The organism is Prosthecobacter fluviatilis (assembly GCF_055388355.1).
This window is the reverse complement of sequence record NZ_AP043782.1, coordinates 5,400,909-5,426,582: the sequence shown is the minus strand read 5'-3', so window position 1 is coordinate 5,426,582 and position 25,674 is coordinate 5,400,909. Positions and strand designations below refer to the sequence as shown.

The window sequence follows — 25,674 nt, the reverse complement described above, 5'->3', positions numbered from 1 at the left end:
GGATTGAACTTGCTTCAATCTGAGGCATCCAATGTGCGTGCCTTCTGCCCCCCCTAAAAAGACCCGCCGCTGGTGGAAATGGATCAAGCTACTGCTGCTGGCTGGCTTTGCGCTGGTGGCGCTGGCGGTCGTCTTCCGCGGGCCTTTGCTGCGATGGGTCATCGGCTACGGCGGAGCCAAAGGAGCCGAGATGGCGGGGATGAAGCTCCAGTGGCAGGTGGACGGCTCGGTTCTGGGAGACTTGAAGCTCAGCGGCATCGAGGCCAGCGGATCGCTGGTGGAACGGGCGCAGATCGGTGAAATTTCCGCAGCTTATGACACCTGGACTCTGGCCCGGACCGGCAGCATCGACATCGTGAAGAGCGTGACACTGAAAGATGCGGATGTGGTGCTGGATCTGCGAAAGCTGCCCAAAAGCGAGCCCAAACCGGAGACTCCACCGGCATCGAAATCCAACCAGCCACCGCCGCTGGTCTGGCCAAAGGCGATCGACATTGAAAACATCAACGCCGTGGTGACACTGGCAGACGGGAGCAGGATCACGATCAAAGGCCTGACCCTGCGAGTCGGAACCGGCATGCCTGGGATTTTTGAACTCGCAGAGTTTAAGATGGAACCCGGAGATCTGCGGGTGGCGGACGTGAAAGCGAAAGTTGCATGGGGTGAACACACGCTGGAAATCGCGGACCTTGATCTGCCGTATGGAGCCAGGCTGAAGTCTTTCGCGGTGAATCTGAGCGAATGGGACAAGGACGCGGCCAGTGTCAAATTCGACGCAGGCATGGGCAAAGCCGCCGTGGTCGTCGAGGCTCTGGCGAGCGGCATCTTTGGCGGGGGCATGCAGACAAAGGCCAAGGTGAAAGTGAGCGGCCTGGCTTCAAGCGAACTGCAGGCGCTGAAGATGCCTGTGGGCATATCATTTGGACCTGTGAGCATGGAGCTGCATGCGGAGGGCGATCCGCTGAAGCCGTTGACGCTTGCCATGGACGGCCAAGTAAGCATTCCCGAAGTGCGGGCTGCGGGAGCCATGCTGGACTCGGTTTCCACCACACTGCAGGTCAAGGACGGTGTGGCCCGTGTGCAGGAACTGAAGGTGCTGCGTGGCAAGAACGAGGTCACAGCGGTGTTCGAAGCGAAGCTGGCGGAAGATGTGATGAAATCGCCCTGGACTGCACGGGTGGAGGCGAAGATCGCCGATATGACGCAACTGCTTGCGCAGCCGCCACCGGCACGCGGCCTGGTGGAACTAACGGCTGAGGCCAAAGGAGTCGGGGCCACACCGACGAAGGTCGCAGCACAGCTGAACGGCACCGAACTGGGCTTTGAAGCCTACTGTTTGCCAAAGCTGGGGATGACTGTGAGCCTGGACGGCAAGGAGGCAAAGGTAAGCGTGCCAGCACTCATGCTGGGTGAAGGGAACCGAGTAGATCTGAACGCGACCATGACGATGGATGATGCAATGCCCGTGAATGCAGATTGGCAGATCCAGATCAATGATCCGGCGGCATTGATGCAAACGGTGGGGCTGCCGCCACAGGAAAAACCGGTGACGGCAAAGCTGACTACTTCTGGCAAAGCCGCTCTCAAGGTGAATGATGTGATGAACCTGAGCGCTGACGTCGATCTGAGCGTGAAGGACGGAAAGTACGGCGATGCGCCGCTGCCGCAGATCGAGATGAAGGTGAATATCGCGAAGGGCGAGGCGACTCTGCAACCCTGCCGAATCGTGGTGGATGAGAAGAACCACATTGAACTGACCGGCAAGGCGAACCTGAAAGCCCCCTGGAGCTTCAGCTTGGATGGAGATGTCTCGCTGCCTCAGCTCACCAGCCTGAACACGCTGCTCGCATCGTTCAAAGCCCCTGCGATGGAGTCGGGCGGCCTCGCGGTGAAGGTGGCTGTCAATGGGGATGCGAGCCCATGGCGTGGCCAGGGGGGAGTCGAGATGCAGGCGTCTAAAGTGAAGGTGGCGGGGATGCCTGAGGCGGCGGACGTGAATCTGAAGACCACTTTTGCCGGAACGACGGCGAAGATTGAAAGGCTGCAAGCCGTGCTGGGGCCTTGGAAGCTGCTCACCCAAGGACAAATCACAGAAAAGGAGGCCCATTTGAGCGAGCTGAGCTTTTGGCAGAAGGACCGGCAACTGATGAGCGGGCATGCACGTGCCCCCTTTGATGTGATGCAAACAGACGTGGCCAACGGAGCGGCGACGGATGTGGTGCTGAATGCACAAGAACTGCCGATTCACGAGATTGCCGCCGCCGCCGGCGTGACAAGCGTGCCGCCTGGAATTCTGAGCATGGATGTCCAGATCGGCGGCCGACTGGACTCGGCGGATGTGGCGGTGAAGGTGGGGGTGAAAGACCTGAAGGCGCCGGGGCTGCCCAAGTCGTTTCAACCGGCGTCTGCCGACTTGCTGATCACACTGAGGAACGAACAGCTGGGCCTCGATTTGAAAGTGCTGCAGGCGCCGGTGCAGCCTCTGACCTTGAAAGCAGCAGTGCCGGTGGTGCTGACAAAACTCATGAAGCAGCCCGATTTAGCGATGGATCTGCCACTGCAGGCCACGCTGGACCTGCCGGAGAGCGATCTGAATTTCGTGCGTGAGTTTGCCCCCGACATGATCAGGGCCATACCGGCCAAACTGAAGCTGCACGCGACTGTGGGCGGCACAGTGAAGGCTCCGCTGCTTGATTCGGCCCTGGACCTGAAAGCGCCGACAATCGATTTTGTGAGCGCCGACATGCCGAGCGTGCGAGATCTGCGTGTGAAGGTGCGCACCCATGACCGCAAGGTGACGCTGGAGGACATCTCGGTAATGCTGGCAGGCGGCAAGGTGCGGCTGGGAGGGGTGCTGGACGCCGCGAACACCGGGGATCCGAAATTTGACCTGAAGGTGGAGGCACGGGAAGCCCTGGTGATGCGCAACCCCACCTCAAGCGTGCGCGCGAACGCTGACGTCTCCTGCGTCGGCAGCCTGAAGGCTGCCCGAGTTAGCGGTACGGTAGAGGCTGTGCGCGGCCGAATTTTTCAGGAGGTGAATTTGCTGCCCAATGTAACAGGCATGATCCAGCAAGGCGAAAAACTGCCCCCGCCACCGCCTTCCACCTCCAAGATCGAGCAAAAACTGGCACTGCCGCCGATGCTGAAGGACTGGACTTTTGACCTAAAAGTGAAGACGCGAGATCCCGTGGTGATTTCAGGCAATCTGATGAACGGTGCGATCTCAGCGGACATCGCCCTCGGCGGCACGGGAGCAGCCCCGAGGCTGACAGGCTTTGCGAACGTGGACCGCATGGTGCTGAAGCTGCCCTTCAGCCTGCTGAAGATCACCAAGGGAGTGGTGACGATGAATCCTGACAATCCATTCACCCCCAAGCTGGATGTGCGAGGCGAATCACGCGTGGGCAGCAATGACATCACGCTGTATGTGTATGGCGATGCTTCGAATCCGAAGACACGATTCACCAGCACACCACCGCTGTCCGAGGCCGACATTGTGACCCTGCTGGGCACGGGCATGACACTGGGCGGAGACAATGCCCAGATGGCCAGCGAGGCGATGACGCGCGCAGCCTTCCTCGTGATCGCCGAAACTTACCGCAAAATTTTCCACAAGAAGAAGACGGTGAGCGCCGAGCCGCCCCGTTTGCACACGACATTCAACCCCTCCGGTGCAGACCGCTCCAATGACAGTATGCAGGCGATGTATGAAATCACTCCCAAATTCAGATTCATCGGCCGCTTCTCGCAGACAGGCCGCATGAAGGCGCTGCTGGGCTATGTGCTGCGCTTTGGCAAAGCCGCAAGGGCCATGGATGAAGACCCACAATGATGAATGACACAAAACGCCAGATGAACGCAGGCCGGGCGCAATGCGCCTGGCTGATTTTGCTGGTCATGCTCTGCCTGCTGGGCGCTGGCATGGGACATGAAGTTCATTTTGGCCAGACAAAGGTGAATGTGCAGGGCGTGGAAGAAGCACAGTGGGAGCCCCTGCGCAGCATGCTGATGGACCAGCTCACCCTGAACGGAAGCGGCCCGGCAGGTGAGCCCCTGGCGGATGACCTGGCGTTTTTTGTGCGTCAGCATTTCATCCGCGAAGGATGGCCTGACGCTGAAGTGGCGTGGAAAATGGCCCAGGGCGGGATCGAACTGACCGTGAAGCCGGGCAACGCGGTGAGAGTGGGAACTGTGACACTGAAGGGTGAGATGCCACTGCCGGAAGACGAGCTGAAGAAGTACCTGATGAAGCCGACTCTGGAACGTGAAGATGTGGACAAAAAGCTGCCACAGTGGGTGGAGGCAGACATGCAGCAGGGCGCGGGGCTGGTGCAGCGCCGCCTGCGGGCCGAGGGCTACCTGAATGCGGAGACCCTGCTGCTTCCCGCACCAGCAACGGGCACGGACATGCGGCGCGATCTGACGCTGGAGATCAAGCCAGGCCCCAAGTTCATCTTTGGCAAGGCATCCATCGTGGGATCTCCGCCTGAGTTGGAGAAACTGACGCAGGCGGCCATGACCGAAGCCAGTGGAACCCCCTTCAATGAAGCGCGGGTGCAGCAGATCCAGCAGCGGCTGGACTCGATCTGCGCTGAACATGGCTGGCTGCATGCAGCCACGACGGCAGACTACACGCTGGGAAAGGCCGGCGGCACGGTCGATGTGGTTTTCCGCATGGTGCCGGGAGAGCGTGTGCGGATCTCCCGTGTCACTGCACATGAAGCCTTCAGCCCAGGGGCCAAACGTGTGCTGCTTGCCAAGTTCAAACCGCTGACCGGCCAGATCTACGAGGCCGCAGAGGCGGATTTCTTTTTCAAACGTGCGTTGGACACCGGCATGTTCACCCTGCTGGACACCAAGGTACTGCCTGACAATGGCAACATGGCGGCGGGTGATCTGCGCATCACCGGCGAGGAGGCAAAGCCTGTAACCGTGGGCTTTGAACCCGGCTTTGACACCTTCCTCGGCCCCCAGGCGGGTGTGACTTACAAAAACACGAACTGGCGTGACACGGGCAACACGCTGGCGGCGGAGCTGAGCTACAGCATGGCGGGGCCGGTGGGCTTTGTCAGCCTGACCAACCCTGCGGTGTTTGATTCGCAGCACTCAGCGACGACACGCTTTGCACTGGAGCAGTTCAACCGCTTTGAGTATGACCGGCTTGGCACCGCACTGAGCCTGGATGTGGCACGCCGGGTGGACCACGCGCTGAGCTACTCGGTATTCGTCGGCACCACGGCCAATACGGTCAGCTCAAAAGTGCTCAACGCGAAACAGACCGGCCCAACCAACTACTCGCTGATGAACTTGGGCGCGAACGTGATGTATGACCGGCGGGACAGCCAGGTGCTGCCGAAAAAGGGCTGGTATATCTCCGCCCGGATTGAGAGTTCCACGGACGCCCTGGGCTCAGGTGTGAGCTTTGTGCGTTCAGACTTACGGGGTGCATGGTACGTGCCGATCACCAAGAAGTTCCGATTTGCCACAGGTGCCGAGCTGTCAACGATTCAAGGGGCGACCGCGGAAAAAATCCCCATCGACAGCCGTGTGTTCAACGGCGGACCGTACAGCGTGCGCTCCTTTGGCCAGCGCAAACTAGGACCCGTGACCCCGGGAGGAACGCCGTTGGGCGGTACATCGGCGCTCTTTGCCAGCGCAGAATTTTCATACGAGGTCATGACGAATCTGGAGTTCGCCATCTTTGGGGACATCGGCAGCCTGAGCCAGGGGAACAACTCCTCGCCTCTGTCGTATTCTTCAGATTTCCGCGAAGCGATTGGAGCGGGGCTGCGCTACAAGCTGCCTTTTGGGCCAATCCGCATCGACTACGGGCATAATCCCAACCGCCGCACTGGGGAACAGAGCGGATTCCTGCATGTAACGGTGGGGTTTGCTTTCTAGCCGCCAGTCAGCTGGCGCCAGACTTTTTGCTGAACCCACCCACGACGGTGTGATACCCCCCCCAGAGCACGAGCACGCCGCCTGCCGCTTGAGCGAAGGTGAAGGGTTCGGCAAACAGGGTGATGCTGGCGAACGAAATGACGACAGGCACCATCATCTGGAACGCACCGCCTGCGGCGACCGAAAGAAAACGGAAGCCCTCCGTCATGGCCAGCTGGCCTATGCTGGCACATAGCGCCGCAGCAGTGAGCAGCAGCACATCCGTGACATTCAGCGAAACGAAATTGGCAGCCGCCAGCGGAAGAGAGAGCAGCAGTGCGTAGATGCATTGTGATGAGAAAATCGTGGCGCTGGACTCCGTGCGGGTCAGCTGTCGGATCACGACCACAACGGCAGCGGCAAGCACCGCACCGACAAGGGCAATCATTTCGTGATGTCCGAAATGGGCCATCGTTCCCGGTGCCAGTCCTGTGAGGAGACTAAGCCCCGTCAAAGCCAGAAGGATGCCAAAGAGCTTCACGAGCCCGAGCCTCTCATGCAGTACGAAGGCTGCCATGATGGCCGCAAAGATGGTCCAGGTGTTGCCTATGAGCGTGGCCTTGCCGGCCCCCAGCGGCCCGATGGTGGTGTAGTAAGCTGCGGTGCCCAGCGCCCCCAGCACGCCACGAGATGCGAGCAGCCAGCTCTGGAAGGAACGGCGCAGCTTCAAGGAGCCTGCGGGCGCAAAGAGGATGACCGTCACCAGCAGGCCGACGGCCGCGCGAAAGGTCATGGACATCCATGGGTCCACATGGCGATGAGACGAGAGGTCTTTGAGCAGAAGGGCATTGCCGGAAAAGCATGCGAGTGAAAGCAGCATGGCCTGCGTGCCACGCCGGGGATCAAGCAGAAGTTTGGTATCTGGGGCGCTCATGGAGGTGCCGGTTTGAGGGCTACCTTCTGGCATCATGTCTGATTTTGCTTTTCGTGATGATGAGCGCTGTCTGCGCGGGTTCCTCAAACCGTGGTGTTAAGCACGCCAAAGGGCGCGCACCGTTTTGAGTACGGCGCGAATCGCAATTCGGCTGGCGGGTTTGAGGTTCATCAGACGCGGGAGCATGGATGAGAAATACGGGAGTGCAAACCTGATCTTCAGCTCCATCTCCACCTTTCCAGACTGCCAGCTGTCGCATAAAAAGAGACGGGCGGCGCGACACCACTCGCTCCGCCCGTCCGACTGACCGCCCCGACGCACGCTGTGCGCGCCGGCCCAATAGTGGCGTCAGAAAATCACCGTCAATGCCACACGCCCATTGATGCCAGGCTGGGTGTAGCGGTCGAGCTGCGAATTAGCGGCGTCCACACCACGCACATTTTGATACAGCCAGTACTTTTGGTTGGTGAGGTTGTAGAGTCCGGCGCTGAGTGTGATGTTCTTGGAGAGCTGCCAGCGGGCGACGAGGTCGAGCGTAAGGGTGCTTGGCGTCTGGAACTGATTGATGCCGCCGGGAGTGGAGAAGGTGGAACCTTTGCGGGCGTAGTAGGTCGAGATCAGCTCCACCTGCCAGGTCTCCCGGCGATAACGCAGACCGGTGACAAGCTTGAAGGGATCAACGCTGGCAAGGGGCTGCTTGTTCTGCCCATCCCAGCCCTGGCTGTAAGCGGCGTTGGTGAAGATGCCAAAGTTGTCCAGCGACTCATGAATGAAGCCGAACGTTGACTCCCCCTTGAACTCGAAGCCATAGATTTCCGCTGAAGACAGGTTGGTGCTCTGGTAGATGATGGGATCGCCCGGGGCGCCGGTACCACCCACCTGCGTGAAGCCGTTGATGAAGTTTTCGTAATGATTGTAGTAGCCCGCGAAGTTCCATGACGAAGACTTCCCTTTGCGGCGAACACCGATTTCGAAGCTGTTGCTGGTTTCCTTCTTCAGGCTTGGATTGGGCACGGTCTGGTAACCGAACGCCGTGTTGGTGATGGTGGCGTTCAGCTCCTCGCCGCTCGGATTGCGGAAGCCGTTCGCGTACTGGAAGTAGGCACTGTGCTCTTCATTGATCTTGAAAAGGTAGGCAAGCTTTGGGGCAATGGCGAACTGGTTGAAATCCTGCGCTGGCCGACCGGCACTGGCGCGCAAGTAGAGCGGGTCAGAATTCGTCTCCACATTGTAAAATTCTGCACGCAGACCCGGCGTCAGGTGATGGCGCTGGTTTGTTCCCCAGGTGATTTCATCCTGAATGTAAACACCCACACGTGAGGTGCGTGTGTCCGGCATGTCCTTCAGCGGATAAGTGTCCGGGGTGATGGTTTTTGTCTGAGTGCCTGTAGTGAAATTGTACTCCGTGGCATCGCGCACACGACGGGAGAAGGAGGTGACCAACTGCGTGCCGTAGGCCAGTGTGTGATTCAGCGTCCCTGTTTTGAATGCTTTGGTGAAGTCGAAGCTGGCCCCGATGTGATCCTGACGGTACAAGTAGTCACGTATGCGCAGACGGTCCTGATAGGAAGGGGTGATGCGGTCGCGATCTTCGACCTGATATTCCGCTGTTTCGGAGAGCTGGTAATAGCCACTCCATGTCAGGCTGTCGAAAATCCAGCCGAGCCCGGTGGCGTCATACTTGTGCTCCAGGCTGAAGCGCATGCGGCGAAGGTCGTCGTTGAGCAGCAGGGAGTTCACATTGTAATTCACCCCAGGGGCGGCAACGACCGTGCGGCGTGCGCTGAGGAGATCATTGTCGCTGGACCGCTCCAGATATTCCCCCGTCAGCTCAAACCGATTCCGCGCCGTGGGTCTCCACACCATTTTGGAGAGCCAGTTGTTTACGTTGTACTCGGTGCGGTCCGGCTGAATGGAACCGCGATTATCGATCTCGTGCCCATCACGTCGTGTGTAATGCAAGAGAAACTCCAGATTGCCGGCACGCTGCGCCATGCTGAGGGTGTGCCCCCAGCTATCATCCGTGCTGTCGTAACGGGTGGTAAGCCGTGCCACAGAATTTCTGCCGGTGGTAGATTGAGCCAGCAGATCCTCAGGGTCGATGGTGGTAAAGGAAACCACGCCAGCGAGCGCGTCACTGCCATAAAGGGAGGAGGCTGCGTTTTTGAGAACCTCCACCTGTTTGAGTGAGTCCACATCGACGTAGTCACGTCCGATGTTGTAGGCGCCGCCAAAAGTGAACTGATCGGCCTGCCTGATGCCATCCATGGTCATCAGCACACGATTGCCGTCAAGGCCACGGATGTTGATGCTGGAGGTACCGGCACGCGAATTGGCGGCCGGGCCTGTGCCACCCAAGCCGTAGGGCACGCTCACACCAGGCTCATACCGCGCATAGTCGCGCATGCTGGTGGCAAGTGAGAAGACGCTGGCATCCTGATTGAGCACGGTGGTGGAAGCGGGAACCTCCGCGCCCGGCTGGGCACTGCGCGAGGCAACGATGACGATTTCCGGCAGCACGGGGCCTCCCGCGGCGTTTTGTGGCTTGGCTTCGTTTTCTGTCAGCTTTTTAATGTCGTTTACGGCGTGTTCCTGAGCCGCCAAGGGCAGGCCGCAGGTGAGCATGAACAGAGAGATTGTGTGCAATAAAGCGGGAGGTGGTTTCATGAGACCGCCGCCGTAACCCCGCGAAGACATGTCGTGCTTTGGTTGGAATGACCAGGAATGACGCTCGCTTGCGGTGAATAAAGGGATGCGTCAAACTGCCGACACAATTTCGCAAATGGGAGCAAACGTGGCGTTTTCACGCGGCACTCGCGGAGGCAGGACAGCGGAGCAAGAGCACATCTGCGGCCTCGGAAGCCACGAGGCGCAGCGGACAGGAGGCGGGTACGCGCAGGCGCTCGCCACGGCGCAGGCGGACCTGGGCCCCATCGAGGTACGCAGCAGCTTCACCAAAGGTGATGACCACGGTGGTTTCATCCTTCGCACAGGCCTCGAAGCATGGGCAACGACGGTCCAGCCCCAGCAGGTGGGCCTGCACACAGTCGTTGTAAAACAGGCAGCGTTGATCGGCGTCGGTACGCAGGCGGCTCATGGGTGGGCGAGAGCTTGAGGTCCGGTCTTTTCCGCCATGGCCATTTTCTCCGCATGCGTGCGGGCTTTGCGGCTGCGGCGACGGCACTCCTGAATGCGACGCAGGAGAGAAGGATTGAGAACGGAGCGGACACTGAGGCGGGTGTGAAGATTGGTGTATTGCATGGAGGCACGCCCTTAGCCATGCACCGACCGCCCATGCTTTGGCTGATTTGCCAAAGACTGCCGCTGGTTTGCACCTGCGGCATGCACAGCACATTTGACCGCCAGATTTCGTCAAATCAACCAAAGCACCGACTCCGGGCAAGTGTGTATCAAGACAGCACACACAGCAGCCATGGACACCTCCCACTTCCCACACAGAATCGCCTTCAGCTTCGCCCCCGGCACCTTCGACATCGAATGCATGTGCCCAGAATTGTGGAGTCAGGATGATGAGTGCGGCTCCTCATATGTTCAACTGGCCCCGTGCTGGCCGCGACTGCTGCCGGCGCTGGGTGGCATGGGGCTGCTCATGGCATGCGCCCCCTCGGGGCCGGTGACGGCGGCGATGGCGATGCAGGAAGCACAGTTTGAGGCTGTGCCGAACTCTGCCGAGTGGGTATGCCTGGGCACCGGCCTGGAGATTTGTTCGGCGAAGCTCGGCGGTGTGCTCGCCACGCTGGAGTCTCTGGAAGGCGGGCAACAGACAGCCTCGCTGCAGTTTTTTGACCGCGCTGGCGAAGGCTGCCTGAAGCTGCTCCTCACGAACCGCAGCCACATCGCGGTGTTTGAGGATCTGGTCCGCCGTCATGCGATGCCGCAACATGTGCCGTCTTTGGGCGTGTGTGGTTCTGCAGATGCATTGGCTTTGAGCATCGCAGGGCCCGCAGCCCAGACCGTGCGCAGTCTCTGGGGGGGACTGCGCCGCACGCTGCCGACGAACACCTTCCCCGGTCTGGAGGGTGTCTCGCGGCGGCGTGCGTTAGGTCTGGCAGGGCTGCGCCATGCATGGCAGGTGAGGACGACCGCTGTGATGCCCCTGGTGCGTGCCATGACTCTGGGGGATGCACCACTGGGCATCGGCGTACGCAATGACGCCGTGTTTCTGCCAGTCGGCATGTACCCCGGCCACTGGGCGGACTGCTGCTGTGGCACAACGTTTTTCGCAGGCACCTCTCAGCTCACCCTGCGGCATGAACTGAGCCGGGCTGAAGCCTGGGTGACACGTTTCGGGGCAAAAGACGGGGAAAACCTCTGCCTGGAAATCTACGACCAGAACGGGAGCTTCTGCGCCGGGCTGGGACTGAGGCCGGAGGCCCTCCCCACACACCACAAACAGTGGAACCACTGGTTGCGTGAAGCTGCATGCTGAAACAAAAAGCGCGCCTCCCTATTTCATGGCTCTGTGTACCTGCTCCAGCGCAAGCACGGTGTAGGCGGTGACGAGCACGGGATCGCTCTCCATCCAGCGGCCGGAGGCGGTGTTGGCCCAGGAGCCGTCGCTGTTCTGGAGGCTGATGAGCTTGCGTGACAGCTCCACCGCCCAGTTCACGGCACCTGATTTTGTTTTCAGCTGGCCGATGCCCGCAGTGGCCAGAGCCTTGGCCATGGTGTGGTAGTAGTAATACAAGCCCTCCGCGCCCATGCCGGGATTTTCATCCACCGTGTAATTGTTTCCGAGCCACTCGAGAGCCGCCTTCATGCGCGGGTCTTCCGGCGTGAGCCCGGCGTAAATGAAGCTCAGCATGCCTGCGTAGCTGATGCTGCCGTAATAACGCATGGGGACCGGACCTCCGTCTTTTTTACCCCCACGCGGAGCCTGGGGCACAGGAGTATAGCCAAAGGCTCCCGTGTTATCTTTGTCAGCACCTGCCCAGGGCTGGTCATTGGATTCCTTGCGGTTCTGGCAGCGTGAGACGAACTGGATGGCGGCGTCCCAGTTGAGATCATCCTGCTTTTCAACCGGCCTGCCCGTGTCCTGAAAAAGCTTTTTTGAGTAATACAAGGCCTCAAGGGCGAAGGAGGTGTTGGACAGGTCCGCATGTGCTCCACCCTGCCCTCCGCCGTAGCCAATGCCGCCGTCAAAAGGATGGTCTGTCTTGCCGGGTGCGTCGGCATCATTCTGCTGATGCGCCACAAAGCGCCGGGCGCGGCGGATAACCTCCTCATCCTCCGGACGGGCACGCAGCACCAAGGCCATTAGGCAGATGGCGGTGTTGTAGTTGGCCCGCGCCTTGGTGTAGATGCCGCCGTCTGGCTGGACATTACTGAGGAGGAAGGCATAGCCCTTCTGCAATTCTTCAGCCGCACCTGCACCGGCAGGATTTTGGATCAAGGCTGACAGCACCAATGCGCTCAGCGCCGGGTCTTCCGTCATGACCCAATGACCGCTTTGGGTGTCCTGGCGTGATTTGAGAAAATCGAGCCCCCGGGTGATGGCCTGCTGCACATCCTGCCGGCTCTGGGCCGAGAGGACTCCAGTCAGCAGCAAAAAGAGAAACGGAATCGTTTTCATATTGAGTGGGGTGAACTGCACCATCGTATTCTCCGTGCACAACCTGGATCTGGGAAAAGGCGGCAATGGGACTGTTTTTGTCCATTCCACATTTTCCGGACGATTTGCAGTTCATGTCATTTCAACGCCAGTATTTCACAAGGCAGCGCAAGCACGGGCCGGCAGCCGTTGTATCGGAGGTATCCGTATGAAAGCCATTCTCCTGATTTTTCTCTTTGTCACAGGTCTCAGCTCCGCACTGGCAGCGGGCGAAACGCCACCGGAACTGCCGCTGCCCGTGGCCAGCTTTGGCGCCACCAGCACAGCAGACGGAGCGCTGTATTTCTACGGAGGACACAGCGGCAAACGTCATAAATACAACCGCGATGAAGTGCATGGGGATCTCTTCCGCTGGAAAGCGGGGGCTGGCCAATGGGAGGCGCTGGCGAAAGACGAACCTGCCCAGGGGGCATCACTGGTCGCTGCCACAGATTGCGTAATACGCATCGGTGGCATGGCGGCACGCAATGCCAAAGGCGAGAAGCAGGACCTGTGGTCCAGTGAGACTGCGGCGCGCTTTGACATCGCAAGCCAGCAATGGAAGCCTCTGCCAAAGCTGCCACAGCGGCGCTCCAGCCACGACAGCATCGTTTGTGACGGGATTCTCTACGTGATCGGCGGCTGGTGCATGGAGGGCGACTCAGACACCGTGTGGCATGACACTTATCTGACACTCGACCTTACCCAATCTGATGCGACTTGGCAAAGTCATCCGCAGCCGTTCAAGCGCCGTGCCCTCGCTGTGCAATGCAGCGGCTCCAAAGTGTACGCGATAGGCGGCATGACAGACGACAATGAAACCACGAGTGCTGTCTCAGTTCTGGATACAAAGACCGGTCAATGGAGCGATGGGCCAGCGCTGCCTGCAGGGAAAATTGGCGGTTTCGGCTTTGCAGCCGTGACGCAGGAAGGAAGGTTGTTTGCCAGCGGCGTGACAGGTCGGCTCCTGGAACTCAGGGGCAGCGAATGGGTGACCGTGGCCAAGCTGGCCCATCCACGCTATTTTCATCGTCTCCTGAGCAGTGGTGACGGCAGGATCATCGCCATTGGGGGCGAAAGCGGCGAGGGTGCCAAAGCTGCCCCTGAGGTTATTTCCGTCCCTTCCGCAGACTCCAAGCCATTGCCCGAGGAAGCCGTTCCTGCAAAACAAGCAGCCAAAAGGCCCTAGCAGCAAGGCTTGCCGCGTCCACCAGCCCCCTCCGCTCTCCAGAGCTAGCCACGAGAAGGTAAGATGTTGCTAATTATTGAGATTGAGTTTCATTACCAATACAATGCCGAGTACTGCCCCCGAAAGTCCGTTCTGCTCATGGCTAAATGCGCCTGAGCGCCTTGAGGCAGACTGGCATGGCGCCACGAAGGCAGATGCCCTGGTAGCTCATCTCAACTTTTGTGGCGTTGCAGAACTGCGCTGGCTGGATGGCAGCATCAGCACGATCTCACCCCACACAACCTGCTGGCTGCGGGCCAGCCCGGCAGAGTTGCCCATCGCACGCCGCCTGGCGAGCCGCACCCGGCATGAGTGCCTGACCCTGGTGTTTCCGGACGCCTGGCTACGCCAGACGCTCAAGGACGTCACGTCGCAGGTCAGCACAGCCTTTGAGCCACTGGTGGGTGGCAGCACGCGCAACCTACTGGTGCTGCCGCTGCTGGAGGAGGAGGAAGGGTGGGCACGTGGGGCTATGCCACCACATTTGTGCTCGCAGGCCAGGCAATTGCTGGAATCGGCGCGGCTTACAGAGTTTTTCATCCATTCCGTCTTTCGCAGCATTGCGTCCCCCGAACCAGGCAACGCCATCAGCCGTACACTGCGTGTGGCCCAGGAGCGCGTGCAGCGTGTGAAGGACCTGGTGCTCGCGCAGATCGATGCCCCCCTTTCTTTGGATGAACTCGCAGCCACTGTTGGCTGCAATCCCAGCCATCTGAGCCGCACATTCACGCAGGTGGAAGGCGTCACATTATCTCAGTGGCTGCGGCGGGTTCGCATTGAGAGGGCGGCCACTCTCATCGCAAGCGGACGTTGCAATGTTTCCGAAGCAGCCCTGGAGGTAGGATACCAGAGCTTTTCCCATTTCAGCCGTGCTTTTGCAGAAGAAAAGGGCGTCCCCCCTTCTCAATGGGTACGCCGTTTAAGCGAAGGCAGATAACGGGCGAAAGCAGCCCCTCCTTTATTTGACAGTCCAATACAAAGAGGCGCTGTGGCTGGTGATCTCAAACGCGACGCCGTTAAGGAACCCGGGGAGCGGCTCCGAGTAACGGGCGACCGCGAGGAGGTACTGACCGGGTGTGGAGATGTCCGGGGCATGCACATACCCTTCGGCATCGGCCTGAAGTTTTTGCTCACTGACCTTGGGTGAGAAGAACAAAAGCTCGACGCCACCGAGGGGTTTGCCGCGGAAATAAACACGGGCCTCGCCCGGCTTTCCGGTGGGGACAATGTCCATGGTCATCGCAGGGGTACCTGCACCAGCCCCCTCGGGCTGCCAACGGCAGTAAAAGATGGGGCAACGGGCGGGTTTGTCGTCATGCAATTTGCGCACCGTGAACTGCGCCTGGGCAAACGCAGGCCTGGCATGATCCACTTTGCCCAGGAAGAAATGATCCTTCCTTTTGGCGACGTCGAAAAGCTGCGGCTGGCCTTTGTCATCAAGAGTCCACCCCGAGACCAAGATGAAGGAATCGAGATGTCCCGGTGAAGTCTCATAGTCGTCTCCCCACTGGGCAAAGCGCACCCCCAGCCCTGAATGTTCCGGCAGCTCTTCGATCCACAGAGAATGGGCGGAAGCCGCTAGCGGGAGAAGGCTGAAAACGAAAAGAACGAGGAATGGGCGGATCATATCAGTCAGGGTGTTGAGGGGTCACCGCCCACATACATCCAGTAAACGCGGACTTCTTGCGGGCATTTGTCAGAAACTGTCGATGTCTTGCGCTGGCAGGATCAAAGCTGACGGGTCGTGGCGAGGCATGCGATGAGAGAATGCCATTGCCGGGCACATGCTGAGGCTCGACGATGTCCCGGGCCCATCAAACTGGGCCAAGAAACTCAAGCTTGGCCAAAGTGCGCAAGAACTCGATTGCAGACATGTTATGCTCCCTGCTGGCGCGCTTTTGCCATCACACCTGAAAATGCAACCATCACGATGAAAACGGAAGGAATCAAAGGCTGCTTCGAAAAGACACATGGCCTGTTCTATTTTGCCCGGATGTGCTCCAAGATCCGGCTCCACCACCAAGGCATGCTGCCGGACGACTATCACGACATGCTGGGCCAGGGATTTGATGGGCGGACATGCAGATACCTCCGCGTTGGCTATGAGGATATAAAACTCCAGGTTCTGTCTGGAAAAAGCGATGCTGAGGTGTTGGAATGGTGCTACGCGAACGGCCGCAGACTCACCGATGAAGAAGTGCTCATCTACAACAGCTTCATGAGCAAGCGTGGCTGGCATGACGATGAAACGGACATCTTCATCCCCGAGATGATCAAACAGTATGGCCTGCCAGACAACGGCACTGTTTTGACAGACTTCGATCTTATTGAAATGGATGAAGGCCGCTGGTATCCAGACATGTGGCGGGATGCCTGGAAATAGCCTCTGCCTTGTCGGCCGATTTACGCACTGCCCCAGTCTCTCCAGGGGCCTCACCTCCCCCGCGCGCTGATCACTTGATCCGTATTCCTCAGCAGAGCACGGACATTGCCAGCTAAAAAAAAACATCACACCCACATCCGACGGTCCAGAGTGCGGTAGCCGATAGCTTCGAGCACGTTGTCGGCAGAGATCTTGTCACGCCCCCCGAGATCAGCGAGGGTTCTCGCCACCTTGAGGATCCGATCATGCGCACGGGCGCTGAAATTCATCTCGCCCATGGCGTGCTCAAGACAGCCAGCGGCTTCGGCATCGAGTTCGCAGTGCTTTTTGATGAGCCGGGGCGTCATGGCACTGTTGGTATAGATACCCACATGTTTGGCGTAGCGCTCCTGCTGCATACCACGTGCAGTTTCCACGCGCCGACGAATGTTTTCAGAGGCCTCTCCGCCTTCGCTCGAAGCCAGTGATTTATAATCCACCAGAGGCACCTCCACGTGAAGATCAATACGATCCAGCAAAGGGCCGCTGATGCGCTGACGATACCGCTGGATGACAACCGAGCCACAACGGCACTCTCGCTTGATATCTCCGTAATAGCCGCAAGGACACGGGTTCATCGCCGCAACCAGCATGATCTTGGCCGGAAAGGTCACAGTGCCTGCCGCACGGGAAATGGTGACTTTTCCGTCTTCGAGCGGCTGGCGCAGGACTTCAAGCGTGCTGCGTTTAAATTCGGGCAGTTCATCCAAAAACAGCACCCCATTGTGTGCCAGTGAGACTTCCCCCGGCCCAGGGTTTGTGCCGCCGCCAAGCAGACCCGCGTCACTGATGGTATGATGCGGAGAACGAAACGGACGTGTGGCCACAAAGGCACCGGCCTCCCCAAGCAGCCCTGCAGCACTGTGAATTTTGGTAGTTTCGATCGCCTCATCTTCGCTCATGCCAGGCATGATGGTGGGGATGCGCTTGGCGATCATCGACTTGCCGGTCCCTGGAGGGCCGATCATCAGCAAGCCATGGCCTCCGGTGACAGCGATTTCGATGGCCCTCGTGGCATCGGCCTGTCCTTTGACATCGTTGAAATCAATGTCGTAATGAGAAACAGCCGCGAAGAGCTCTGCCGCCCGGCAGGGTTCAGGCACAATTTCAATGTCCCCTTTGAGATAATCCACTGCCTCCCGAAGATTTTGTGCACCCACAATTTCGATCCCGGCCACGACACTGGCTTCAAGCGCGGCACGTTTCGGCACCAGAAGGCGTTTCCGCCCTTTGCGCCGGGCTTCAAGCGCCACAGCCAGCAGACCACGCACCGGGCGCAGCTCTCCATTCAGGGCCAGTTCGCCAATCATGGCGGTCTCCGCCAGAGCCGCCATGGGAATTCTGGCCCTGTGCGCGATCAGAGAGATGGCGATGGGCAGGTCAAACCCTGGTCCTTCTTTTTTGAGATCAGCCGGCGCGAGGTTGACGGTGGTCACCCCGTCATTCATCATGAAACCGGATGAAGAAATCGCCGCAGACACCCGCTCGCGACTTTCTTTAACTGAAGCGTCAGGCAACCCCACAATGAACATCTTCGGGGTTCCGCCACCGTCGTGCGATTCGATCTCCACTTCCACGGCGTCCACACCGACGAGAGTAGCTGAGTAGGTTCTGGCGATCATTCGTTTCGAGTATTCAGTGAGACATGGTGAGTGCAAGCACATCATACCCACTCAAGCACGCTTAAAGCAAACGCTTAACTTTATGACTAAATGCTAATTTAAACCAATGTCTCATCAAAAAAATGACTCTCATCATTACGATCCTGCATTAGATTCCAAGATGAATACAGATCTTGGGCTCATTATCGCTTCTTTCATTCTGCAATGTCACAATTTCATTTCAGAATGAGCCGACTAACCCAAGTTAGAATCAAACCTGCGAACGAATCCATTGAAGCGCAAAGTGGGAACTTGCCATTCGGTGGATTCAGGTGCAGCAAAGCGCCCCCATGAGCAGCACTCTCCCGCTTAACACGAGCCCGCCAGCAGAATCACCTGCTGTTGATTTGAGTTTTGTCTTCCCCTGTCTTAATGAAGAGGCGACTCTGGGCTCATGCATTCAGCGTGTTAAGGACAGTCTGGCAGGAAGCGAAATCCGTCATGAGATCGTCGTCGCTGACAATGGAAGCACGGACCGCTCCCGCGAAATCGCCTCGAGCATGGGCTGTCGTGTCGTGCCGGTGGCTGCACGTGGCTACGGAGCCGCCCTGCGGGGGGGGATCGAAGCGAGTCATGCTGAGTATGTCATGTTTGCAGACTCCGACAGCACCTACCTTTATGAGGATGCAGCGGCGCTATACAAGGCGGCGAAGGATGGAAATGCAGACATGGCCATCGCATCCCGAATGACTGGCAGCATCGAACCAGGAGCCATGCCCTGGTTGCACAGGTGGGCGGGCACGCCAGTGCTAACCACCCTGATCAACTGGCTTTTTCATGGCAAGCTTTCAGACTGCAACTCGGGCTTTCGCTGCATTCGCAAATCAGCTTTCAAGGAATGGCAGATACGCTCCAACGGCATGGAGTTTGCCTCTGAACTGCTGATCAAGGCCCTCAAAGCCGGTGCGCGCACGGTGGAAATTTCATCAGGACTCCGCAAAGGGCCGGAAGGCCGTGTGGCGCATCTGAGAACCTGGCGGGATGGCATGCGGCACCTGCTTTTCATTTTTTCCGAAAAGCCTCGGTTGTTTGAGCTGCTTGGCTTTATGACAGTGCTGCTGACCACATTGATGCAGATAACGGCGTTCTGCACTGGGCCGGTGAGCATCGCCGGGGTGTTTCACATTTTTGACCTCCACAGCGAGGCCCTGCTGCTTCTTGCAGGCATCATCGGGGCTCAGTTTTATCTTTTCAGCTGCATGCTGTTTCTGCAGAGTTCAGACCGTCGGCTGAAAATAACCCAAAAGCTCATCCACCTGGATGAAGGGGTGCTTTTCTTCTCCCTGCTTTTGACTTTATGCGCCTGTGCAGCGCTGGCAGGCTACATCGGCATCAGGTGGTCTCTCTCAGGATTCGTAAACCTAAATTTGGCCCGTGATTTGCTTTTCTGGTTTCACCCGCTCGCCATCTCCATTTCATTTTGTGTCGGCCTGCTGGGGCTGCACGTGCTGAAAAAGGCTCAAAGATAACCCACCAGCTGTTCTCCTGACCAATCTTTCGAAATGATCACCTGATAAGTTTTGCAAACAACCATTTAACTGCTTCGTTAACTACCCAGCCGAAAGTTATTTGGACATCTTAGTTTAATTTCTGAAATAAGTGTGATTCATGCATAACTCCACCAGAGGCCATTGGACCAAAGTAGGCGTACGCGCCCTGCGGGATGTCTGTATATTCATCGGGTCTTATCTGCTGGCCAACTACCTGACGTTTACAGAACTTTGGCGCCTTGAAGATTACATCGCACCGATCGTGGTCGGCGCATCAGCCCTGAGTTCATCGGTCTATATTTTGGGTCTGTACTCTGTCGAGTCCCAGCGCAGGTCCTCATTCATCATTCACAGCGTTCTGCTGACCTTCGCGTTTGTCATTTCATTCGTGATCATAACTCTGGTTGGCTACATGAGTTTTGACCTGCGCATTGGCCGTGGGTTTATGGCGCTGGGCTGTCTTTTTGCCTACCCGCTGCTGCTCGGTGTCCACTGGCTCATGTATCACAAGCACCGCATCGCCCCAACGCGGATTGCTTTCGTCGCAGAATCTGCAGAGGAGCTTGAGGAATATCAGCTTCTGCGCACACTTTGCCCGGCCGGCGTGCATGTCGTCGGACGCATCAGCATTGATGAAGAACCTGAGGCCGAGGAGGATTTTCTTGGAAGGCTGCGCAATGTCCGCAAACTGATTCGGAGACACAAGCTGGAGCAAATTGTGTTCTTGGAGAAAAGGGTTGAAGACGAAAAGGCAAGAAATGAATTCAGAAGGCTTCGCTATCTTGGTTTCACCTGCAGCAGCCTGACTGCGATTTGTGAAAAGCACCTGCACTACATACCGCTGCACCTGGTGACCATGAGCTGGCTGCTGCAGTCAGAGTCCAATTCACGCAGCTTGTATTTCAGCAAGCTCAAGAGATTTTTTGACATCACGAACTCCCTGATCCTGCTGGTCCTTCTGTCCCCGTTCCTTCTCATGGGCATGGCCATCGTGCGCATCTTCTCCCCCGAAGGACCTGTCTTCTTCAAGCAGGAGCGCATAGGACGCTTTGGCAGGCGTTTTCAAATTTACAAACTGCGGAGCATGCGCATTGACGCAGAGAAAGGCGGCGCAGTCTGGTCTTCGGTTTCATCCGACCCTCGCGTCTTTCCCGGCGGGGCATTTTTGCGCCGTTATCGGATCGATGAGATCCCGCAGCTGCTGAACGTTTTTCGTGGGGAGATGTCTTTCGTCGGACCGAGACCGGAGCGTCCGGAATTTGTCACCAAGCTCTCACACCTGCTGCCATATTATCAGGAGCGTCACATGCTTCAACCGGGTCTGACCGGCTGGGCGCAGGTGTGCTATCCCTATGGGGCTTCCATCAATGATTCCAAATGCAAGCTGGAGTACGACCTCTATTATTTGAAACACGCAGGGGTTCTTTTCGACAGCCTGATTCTGCTGGACACTGTGCGTGTCGTTATTGGCGGGGGGCTGAAAGCCACCACAAGACAGCGTTACACCAAGGAGACTGCACTGGACCTAGACGCTGCAGATGGCATCTCAAATACCGGTGACGAGAGCACTGAAATGCCAAACCGACCGCAGATTCAGGTTCTCGCCGAAGCCTGACCTTTCCCTGCCTCAGCTACCGCGAAGCAGCTCCAGATACTTGTTGGCGCAGCTCTCCCAAGAATAAGCCCCACAGGCGATGTCGTGCAGTGCGACTTCATCCGGTGGGCTATCCAGAGCAGCCTGCAGAGCTGCTGCATACGCGGAAGCATCCCGCTGTGGGACAAGAAACTTTTTGCCCAGCGCAGGAATCACCACTTCGCCAATGCCCCCAACATCGATGCAAACCGGAGCACGACCGCTGGACATGGCCTCCAAGACCACATTGGGCACACCTTCGTTGAGACTGGTCAGACAAACTGCGTCTGCCGCCTGCATCCACTGCGCCACCTGGGGGGCTGCGTGGCGTCCAACGAAGTGCACCTGCCCAGAGATTCCCAGTTCTGCAGCCTGGCTTCGCAGAGCTCCTTCCAGCGGGCCGCTGCCGATCAAGACGAGCCTCGTCTTCTGCACGGCCATGACTTGAGCGGAAGCGGCGAGCAGCAGATCAAGGCCTTTGACCGGCAGGAAATTGCCCACGAAAAGAAGCAACCGTTCATCGTCTGGCTGCCCGAGGGCTGCACGCGCAGCACTTCGGGATGCCGGCTTGAAGGTGTGGACATCCACTCCATTGTAAACTGTGCAGACTTTGGCGCCCGAAACGCCTTGCCGGACGAGGCGTTTTTCCAGGTCGTTGCTGCGAGTGATGATGGCTTTGACACGACGGGACATTGCCAGAATGGCGCGGCGCCTGAATGGCATGTCGAGATACTGGTGAACATCAGAGCCCTGGGCAACTGCAACGATGGGGACACCCCATGTTGAAGCTTGCAGCGCCACGCCACAGGCATCAGGAAAAAGCCAAGGAACCAAGACCGCCTGGGGAACGAAATCCGCAGGCAAGGCTTTTCGCGCTTTGGCAAAGGCATGCGAAAACAGGCGGTGGTTCATGCCGCCCCAGCGGGGCAGGTAGGGTGTCCAAAAATACTCAACCTGCAGACATTCATCGACAGGCCGGGATTTCAAATGAGCCGCGGCTGAGCCAAAACGCCTGAATGAAGGCCTAAATGCCATCACACGAACATTGAGCCTAGGGTCTTGCCGCTTCAGGGCGTGAACCAGTGTGGCGTTGTCAAGTCCACGCCAGGGTTCGTTCTGATCTGGAAACAGATTGGTGGCTACAAGAAGGTTCATGCATCGTTTTTTTGCAGGCACGGCGGCGGGGAATAGAGGTAATCTCTCCACAAACCGGCATCCCCCCCGCCCTTCCCGTCTTCAGCAGCATGAAGAATGTTAACCATCTCTCTTGCACTGACATAGTGAAGACGGAAACCCGAACGGCTGGCCAGTTCCCCAAGTTCCTGGTGAAACTTGCGACGTGCTCCGCCAATCAATGCCGCGTGATTCCTCTCCGGGCCGCCGTGGGTATGAAGTTTTACGAACCGCCAGCCCTCGGCGCCAGTCACACTGATGCCCGCATTGATCCAGCCAGCAGCGCGTTGCGAGGTCGGCGGATTGGCCGAAGTGATGTCTGCATTCTCGATTCTTGGAAAAAGGCCCCATTTACGCCGCCGCCAGTCGAGACCAAGAGGCCCCTGAACCAGAAGCAACCAATCGTCCCTGTCACGCAGGTTTTTGGACGTGGAGCCTATGGCAGAGGCGCACACCCCCCGATGGTGCGAGCACCCCTCGAGGCTGCTCTGAGAATAATAGAGCTGATTGACCATGGGAGCCTGAGTCCGGTGAGGAGCTGAGGGCATCGTTAGATCCGCATAGCAGCCAGCCTTCTTGAGAATAGCGAGCTCCCCACGCACCCCACACCCTTTTCCTTGAGGGTCCGAATCGTCCAAAGCCCAGTTGCCGTGGATGAAGCCAAAAGCAGCCCCTCCGAGTGGACTGGCTCCCAGCAGGCCATGCCTGCGCAAGTCCGCTTTTCCCTGGTCCAAAACGCGAATCAGATTTTCGGCGGTGTCATTGTCGTGATGCAGGTGAATCTCGACTTCATTTCGCGTACGCTGGCACAGTGAGGTCAGAGATTGAATGACATCCGGATCATACTGTTCGATCGGATAAAAAAAGGTATGGCGTGGACCGCCCCCATCATGGTCCACAGCGGCCGCGGTGATGCCGGGCAGACTGTCCTGCCAAGCTTTCATCCGACGCATGGCACCGTCTTTGTCTGACCTGTGAAAAGGCTCAAAATGATCGCAGACGGCGAGCATGACATCCGTAACCGGAGCGTTTGAAGAGCGCAGGCTTTGACGAAGCCAGGGCAGCAGCCACTTGTCGAATGCCTTTACCATAGCGGCTCAGAAAGAAATAAATTCGCAGACATAAGCAGGATTTTTGCCATGCTGCTTTCTGCCTCTGATTGCCCCGATGTTCAACACGCATGTTTACTTTGGATGGCAGCGCGGTATCTCGAATGATCCGCTCATGAGCTTTTTGCTGGTCATCACTCTTCTTGCCATCGCTTATATCCAGGTCGGATATGCCTGCATCATGTGGGCTCTGGCCAAAATGCGAAGTCACCCGCAGGCATCTGAGTCACCGATGCCAGAGGCCGTCAGCATTGTGCTGTGCATTCACAATGGCGCGGGCAGGATTCAGGAGCGCTTGAAAAACCTGGCAGCATGCCCGTGGGAGGGTGAACGCGAGTACATTGTGTTTTGCGATGGTTGTGAAGACGATTCCGCCGAGCTGGCAGCCAGTTCTGGTGTTAAGAATGTGCGAGTGCTGTCACACCCGAAACAGCGGGGAAAATGGGCGGCGCTCAATGATTCAGTGAAAAGTGCCCGGCATCCGATCATCATTTTTGCAGATCTCAGGCAGTCTTTTGATGAACACGCTCTGCAAAGACTCGCCGAAGCATTCAACAATCCTGAGGTCGGTGCAGCGAGTGGCCTTCTGACCATCGCCAAATCTGAGTCGGGAGCCGGCAGAGGGGTGGACCTTTACTGGCGTATGGAAACTCGTCTGAGAGAGTGTGAGGCCAGGGTGGATTCTGTGATCGGCTGCACAGGGGCCATTTACGCCATACGCAGAGAACTCTACACCGACCTGCAGCCCGACACGATTCTGGATGATGTGGTGGTGCCCATGCAAATCGCCCTCAAGGGCTGGCGTATCGCCTATGTCCCCACGGCTCTCGCCTTCGACCCACAAACTCTTGATCCCGCCAAAGAGTCCGAACGAAAGCTGCGAACATTGGTGGGTAACTACCAGATGATCGAACGCCACCCAGGGTGGCTGCTGCCCTGGCGCAACCGTCTCTGGATCCAGCTGATCAGCCACAAATATGCCCGGCTTGCAGTCCCGTGGCTGATGATCATTGCGTTTGCCCTGAATGCAGCCGCTCCCAAAACCCCCCTGATCTGGCTGCTGCTAACCTGCCAGACGGCCTGCTACGGCCTGGGCATAGCAGGCTGTGCCTTTGGAGGGCTTCGTTCGCGGCTAGTCACAGTGCCCGCTGGCTTTTTGATGCTTCAGTGGAGTTGCGCACGCGCCTTGCTCACCTACATGCGCTGCCGCCACTCCCCTCTGAGTCTTTGGGGAAAAAAACCCGATGGCAGACAACTTGCTTGAGAGATCACTCAACCGCTTTCACACTGCCAAATTCTTCATGCGTATTCTCTGGGTAAAAACTGGCCCCCTGCTGCCTTTGGACACCGGTGGAAAACGCCGGACTCATGCCTTGCTCACAGAGATGAGCAAAGCACACCACGTCGTCTATCTGTCCCTGCTGCCCGAAGGGGAACAACTTCATGCCCTGGAGGAGGGTGACGCCTATGCCACGGAGAAACAATGGGTGCGCACCCGCACCCCCGCCAAGGGGACTTTACGTTTCTGGCTAGACCTCGCAAAAAGCACCCTTTGCACCACTCGCCCCTACGCATTGCAGCGCTATGAAGCCCGGGCGCTGCACCAAAAGCTGAGGGAGCTTTCCCAAAAGCAGTCGTTTGACCTTGTCATCTGCGATTTCCTAGCCCCGGCCCTGAACTTTATTGGCCTCCGTTTTCAATGCCCGGTCATACTGTTTCAGCACAACATCGAGGCCCAAATTTGGGAGCGCCTTGCAGCAAACCAAAGTTCTCTGACCAAGAAGTGGTATCTGGGCATCCAGCACAGACGGATGAAGCGCTGGGAGGCTCGCCTTTCATCGCTATTTGATGGGGTTATCACCGTCTCTCCGGAGGATGCCGAAATCTCGCGCACTGAATACAGGCTGACAAATGTGCTGGGCCATGTGCCGACAGGCGTCGATGTGCTCTCATTCCAACCAGCCCCCCCCAGGCCACCAGGGCAGCCATTTGTCATGGGATTTCTTGGTTCCATGGATTGGATGCCGAACATCGATGCGACACTTGATTTTGTGCATGAAATCCTGCCGAGTGTCAGGGCCAAGCTGCCAGACTGTCGCTTCAAAATCATCGGGCGTAAGCCACCTGCAAAGATTCGCGAACTGGCTGTCGCAGATGCAGGCATCGAGGTCACCGGCACCGTGGAGGAAGTGCAAAGCCATGTGCACCAGTGCGATGTCATCGTGGTACCGTTGAAAGCAGGCGGTGGCACACGCATCAAAATTTATGAAGCCATGGCCATGGGCGTGCCAGTCGTTTCAACAACCATCGGTGCAGAAGGCCTGGCCGTGACCCCGGGGGAAAACATCTTGATTGCAGATGGTGCGGCAGCTTTTGCCACCTCTCTACTAAGCCTCGCCCAAGACTGCGCCTTCTCTGCGAGACTGGCCGAAAAAGCGCGGAAAGAAGTGGAAACGAATCTTTCATGGACGAAGGCCGCTAGCTGCTTCATGGAGTTAACCACCCGTTGCAAGTCAACATCTGCATAAAG

Annotated in this window: 19 protein-coding genes; 10 read left to right on the top strand and 9 right to left on the bottom strand. The window is 57.9% G+C overall.

Annotated elements, in window-relative coordinates:
* Positions 1-37 precede the first annotated feature (37 nt).
* Positions 38-3,835 (top strand): translocation/assembly module TamB domain-containing protein, encoded by a 3,798-nt coding sequence (locus ACZ5WW_RS21230; protein WP_377162621.1) that lies wholly within the window; start codon positions 38-40, stop codon positions 3,833-3,835.
* Positions 3,832-5,904, top strand: coding sequence for a BamA/OMP85 family outer membrane protein (locus ACZ5WW_RS21225; protein ID WP_377162619.1), 2,073 nt, complete (start codon positions 3,832-3,834; stop codon positions 5,902-5,904). The genes ACZ5WW_RS21230 and ACZ5WW_RS21225 overlap by 4 nt, the downstream gene beginning before the upstream one ends.
* 7 nt (positions 5,905-5,911) lie before the next feature.
* Here the strand turns inward: ACZ5WW_RS21225 and ACZ5WW_RS21220 are convergent, their stop codons facing one another.
* From ACZ5WW_RS21220 to ACZ5WW_RS21205, 4 genes are all read right to left on the bottom strand, one after another.
* On the bottom strand, positions 5,912-6,817 hold the full coding sequence (locus ACZ5WW_RS21220) for a DMT family transporter (RefSeq protein ID WP_377162617.1): 906 nt from the start codon (positions 6,815-6,817) through the stop codon (positions 5,912-5,914).
* A 348-nt stretch (positions 6,818-7,165) separates the two neighbouring features.
* Positions 7,166-9,442, bottom strand: coding sequence for a TonB-dependent hemoglobin/transferrin/lactoferrin family receptor (locus ACZ5WW_RS21215; RefSeq protein ID WP_464694185.1), 2,277 nt, complete (start codon positions 9,440-9,442; stop codon positions 7,166-7,168).
* Between the two features lie 178 nt (positions 9,443-9,620).
* Complete coding sequence (locus ACZ5WW_RS21210) at positions 9,621-9,914, bottom strand: cupin domain-containing protein (RefSeq protein WP_377162613.1); 294 nt, start codon at positions 9,912-9,914, stop codon at positions 9,621-9,623.
* Entirely contained in the window at positions 9,911-10,078 is a 168-nt protein-coding gene (locus ACZ5WW_RS21205; protein WP_377162611.1) for a hypothetical protein, read from the bottom strand. The genes ACZ5WW_RS21210 and ACZ5WW_RS21205 overlap by 4 nt, the downstream gene beginning before the upstream one ends.
* 172 nt (positions 10,079-10,250) lie before the next feature.
* Between ACZ5WW_RS21205 and ACZ5WW_RS21200 the strand changes: the two genes are divergently transcribed.
* Positions 10,251-11,267 carry a ChuX/HutX family heme-like substrate-binding protein gene (locus ACZ5WW_RS21200; protein ID WP_377162609.1) on the top strand — a complete coding sequence of 339 codons (1,017 nt, stop codon included), beginning with the start codon at positions 10,251-10,253 and terminating at the stop codon, positions 11,265-11,267.
* An 18-nt stretch (positions 11,268-11,285) separates the two neighbouring features.
* Here the strand turns inward: ACZ5WW_RS21200 and ACZ5WW_RS21195 are convergent, their stop codons facing one another.
* Positions 11,286-12,410, bottom strand: a complete 1,125-nt coding sequence (locus tag ACZ5WW_RS21195; RefSeq protein ID WP_377162607.1) for a prenyltransferase/squalene oxidase repeat-containing protein — start codon at positions 12,408-12,410, stop codon at positions 11,286-11,288.
* Between the two features lie 10 nt (positions 12,411-12,420).
* On the opposite strand from ACZ5WW_RS21195, the gene ACZ5WW_RS21190 reads away from it, so the two are divergent.
* Both ACZ5WW_RS21190 and ACZ5WW_RS21185 read left to right on the top strand, forming a co-directional pair.
* Positions 12,421-13,617: a Kelch repeat-containing protein gene (locus ACZ5WW_RS21190; protein WP_377162605.1), complete on the top strand. Its 1,197-nt coding sequence runs from the start codon at positions 12,421-12,423 to the stop codon at positions 13,615-13,617.
* Positions 13,618-13,981: 364 nt separating this feature from the next.
* Positions 13,982-14,593 (top strand): helix-turn-helix domain-containing protein, encoded by a 612-nt coding sequence (locus ACZ5WW_RS21185; protein ID WP_377162603.1) that lies wholly within the window; start codon positions 13,982-13,984, stop codon positions 14,591-14,593.
* Between the two features lie 21 nt (positions 14,594-14,614).
* Here the strand turns inward: ACZ5WW_RS21185 and ACZ5WW_RS21180 are convergent, their stop codons facing one another.
* Entirely contained in the window at positions 14,615-15,283 is a 669-nt protein-coding gene (locus tag ACZ5WW_RS21180; protein WP_377162601.1) for a hypothetical protein, read from the bottom strand.
* A 303-nt stretch (positions 15,284-15,586) separates the two neighbouring features.
* On the opposite strand from ACZ5WW_RS21180, the gene ACZ5WW_RS21175 reads away from it, so the two are divergent.
* A complete protein-coding gene (locus ACZ5WW_RS21175) occupies positions 15,587-16,039 on the top strand; it encodes a DUF5069 domain-containing protein (RefSeq protein ID WP_377162599.1) in 453 nt (150 codons plus the stop codon).
* A 125-nt stretch (positions 16,040-16,164) separates the two neighbouring features.
* Here ACZ5WW_RS21175 and ACZ5WW_RS21170 read toward each other — a convergent pair whose 3' ends face one another.
* Entirely contained in the window at positions 16,165-17,700 is a 1,536-nt protein-coding gene (locus ACZ5WW_RS21170; protein ID WP_377164132.1) for a YifB family Mg chelatase-like AAA ATPase, read from the bottom strand.
* Positions 17,701-18,029: 329 nt separating this feature from the next.
* On the opposite strand from ACZ5WW_RS21170, the gene ACZ5WW_RS21165 reads away from it, so the two are divergent.
* Both ACZ5WW_RS21165 and ACZ5WW_RS21160 read left to right on the top strand, forming a co-directional pair.
* Entirely contained in the window at positions 18,030-19,208 is a 1,179-nt protein-coding gene (locus ACZ5WW_RS21165; RefSeq protein ID WP_377162597.1) for a glycosyltransferase family 2 protein, read from the top strand.
* 139 nt (positions 19,209-19,347) lie between these two features.
* On the top strand, positions 19,348-20,844 hold the full coding sequence (locus tag ACZ5WW_RS21160) for an exopolysaccharide biosynthesis polyprenyl glycosylphosphotransferase (protein WP_377162595.1): 1,497 nt from the start codon (positions 19,348-19,350) through the stop codon (positions 20,842-20,844).
* 12 nt (positions 20,845-20,856) lie between these two features.
* Here the strand turns inward: ACZ5WW_RS21160 and ACZ5WW_RS21155 are convergent, their stop codons facing one another.
* The gene (locus tag ACZ5WW_RS21155) at positions 20,857-22,038 is read right to left on the bottom strand and encodes a glycosyltransferase (RefSeq protein WP_377162593.1); all 1,182 of its coding nucleotides are present in this window, start codon (positions 22,036-22,038) and stop codon (positions 20,857-20,859) included.
* Positions 22,014-23,126, bottom strand: a complete 1,113-nt coding sequence (locus ACZ5WW_RS21150) for a hypothetical protein (protein WP_377162591.1) — start codon at positions 23,124-23,126, stop codon at positions 22,014-22,016. The genes ACZ5WW_RS21155 and ACZ5WW_RS21150 overlap by 25 nt, the downstream gene beginning before the upstream one ends.
* 76 nt (positions 23,127-23,202) lie before the next feature.
* On the opposite strand from ACZ5WW_RS21150, the gene ACZ5WW_RS21145 reads away from it, so the two are divergent.
* Both ACZ5WW_RS21145 and ACZ5WW_RS21140 read left to right on the top strand, forming a co-directional pair.
* Positions 23,203-24,408, top strand: a complete 1,206-nt coding sequence (locus tag ACZ5WW_RS21145; RefSeq protein WP_377162589.1) for a glycosyltransferase — start codon at positions 23,203-23,205, stop codon at positions 24,406-24,408.
* A complete protein-coding gene (locus ACZ5WW_RS21140) occupies positions 24,389-25,672 on the top strand; it encodes a glycosyltransferase family 4 protein (RefSeq protein ID WP_377162587.1) in 1,284 nt (427 codons plus the stop codon). Before ACZ5WW_RS21145 ends, ACZ5WW_RS21140 begins: the two co-directional genes overlap by 20 nt.
* Positions 25,673-25,674 lie beyond the last annotated feature (2 nt).

Bases quoted from the DNA above. Each gene is read 5' to 3' on its own strand.
- ACZ5WW_RS21220 (WP_377162617.1), bottom strand. From the start codon at position 6,817: ATGAGCGCCCCAGATACCAAACTTCTGCTTGATCCCCGGCGTGGCACG.
- ACZ5WW_RS21200 (WP_377162609.1), top strand. From the start codon at position 10,251: ATGGACACCTCCCACTTCCCACACAGAATCGCCTTCAGCTTCGCCCCC.
- ACZ5WW_RS21225 (WP_377162619.1), top strand. From the start codon at position 3,832: ATGATGAATGACACAAAACGCCAGATGAACGCAGGCCGGGCGCAATGC.
- ACZ5WW_RS21150 (WP_377162591.1), bottom strand. From the start codon at position 23,126: ATGGTAAAGGCATTCGACAAGTGGCTGCTGCCCTGGCTTCGTCAAAGC.
- ACZ5WW_RS21145 (WP_377162589.1), top strand. From the start codon at position 23,203: ATGTTCAACACGCATGTTTACTTTGGATGGCAGCGCGGTATCTCGAAT.
- ACZ5WW_RS21140 (WP_377162587.1), top strand. From the start codon at position 24,389: ATGGCAGACAACTTGCTTGAGAGATCACTCAACCGCTTTCACACTGCC.
- ACZ5WW_RS21160 (WP_377162595.1), top strand. From the start codon at position 19,348: ATGCATAACTCCACCAGAGGCCATTGGACCAAAGTAGGCGTACGCGCC.
- ACZ5WW_RS21215 (WP_464694185.1), bottom strand. From the start codon at position 9,442: ATGCTCACCTGCGGCCTGCCCTTGGCGGCTCAGGAACACGCCGTAAAC.
- ACZ5WW_RS21170 (WP_377164132.1), bottom strand. From the start codon at position 17,700: ATGATCGCCAGAACCTACTCAGCTACTCTCGTCGGTGTGGACGCCGTG.
- ACZ5WW_RS21180 (WP_377162601.1), bottom strand. From the start codon at position 15,283: ATGATCCGCCCATTCCTCGTTCTTTTCGTTTTCAGCCTTCTCCCGCTA.
- ACZ5WW_RS21210 (WP_377162613.1), bottom strand. From the start codon at position 9,914: ATGAGCCGCCTGCGTACCGACGCCGATCAACGCTGCCTGTTTTACAAC.
- ACZ5WW_RS21205 (WP_377162611.1), bottom strand. From the start codon at position 10,078: ATGCAATACACCAATCTTCACACCCGCCTCAGTGTCCGCTCCGTTCTC.
- ACZ5WW_RS21195 (WP_377162607.1), bottom strand. From the start codon at position 12,410: ATGAAAACGATTCCGTTTCTCTTTTTGCTGCTGACTGGAGTCCTCTCG.
- ACZ5WW_RS21165 (WP_377162597.1), top strand. From the start codon at position 18,030: ATGAGCAGCACTCTCCCGCTTAACACGAGCCCGCCAGCAGAATCACCT.
- ACZ5WW_RS21175 (WP_377162599.1), top strand. From the start codon at position 15,587: ATGAAAACGGAAGGAATCAAAGGCTGCTTCGAAAAGACACATGGCCTG.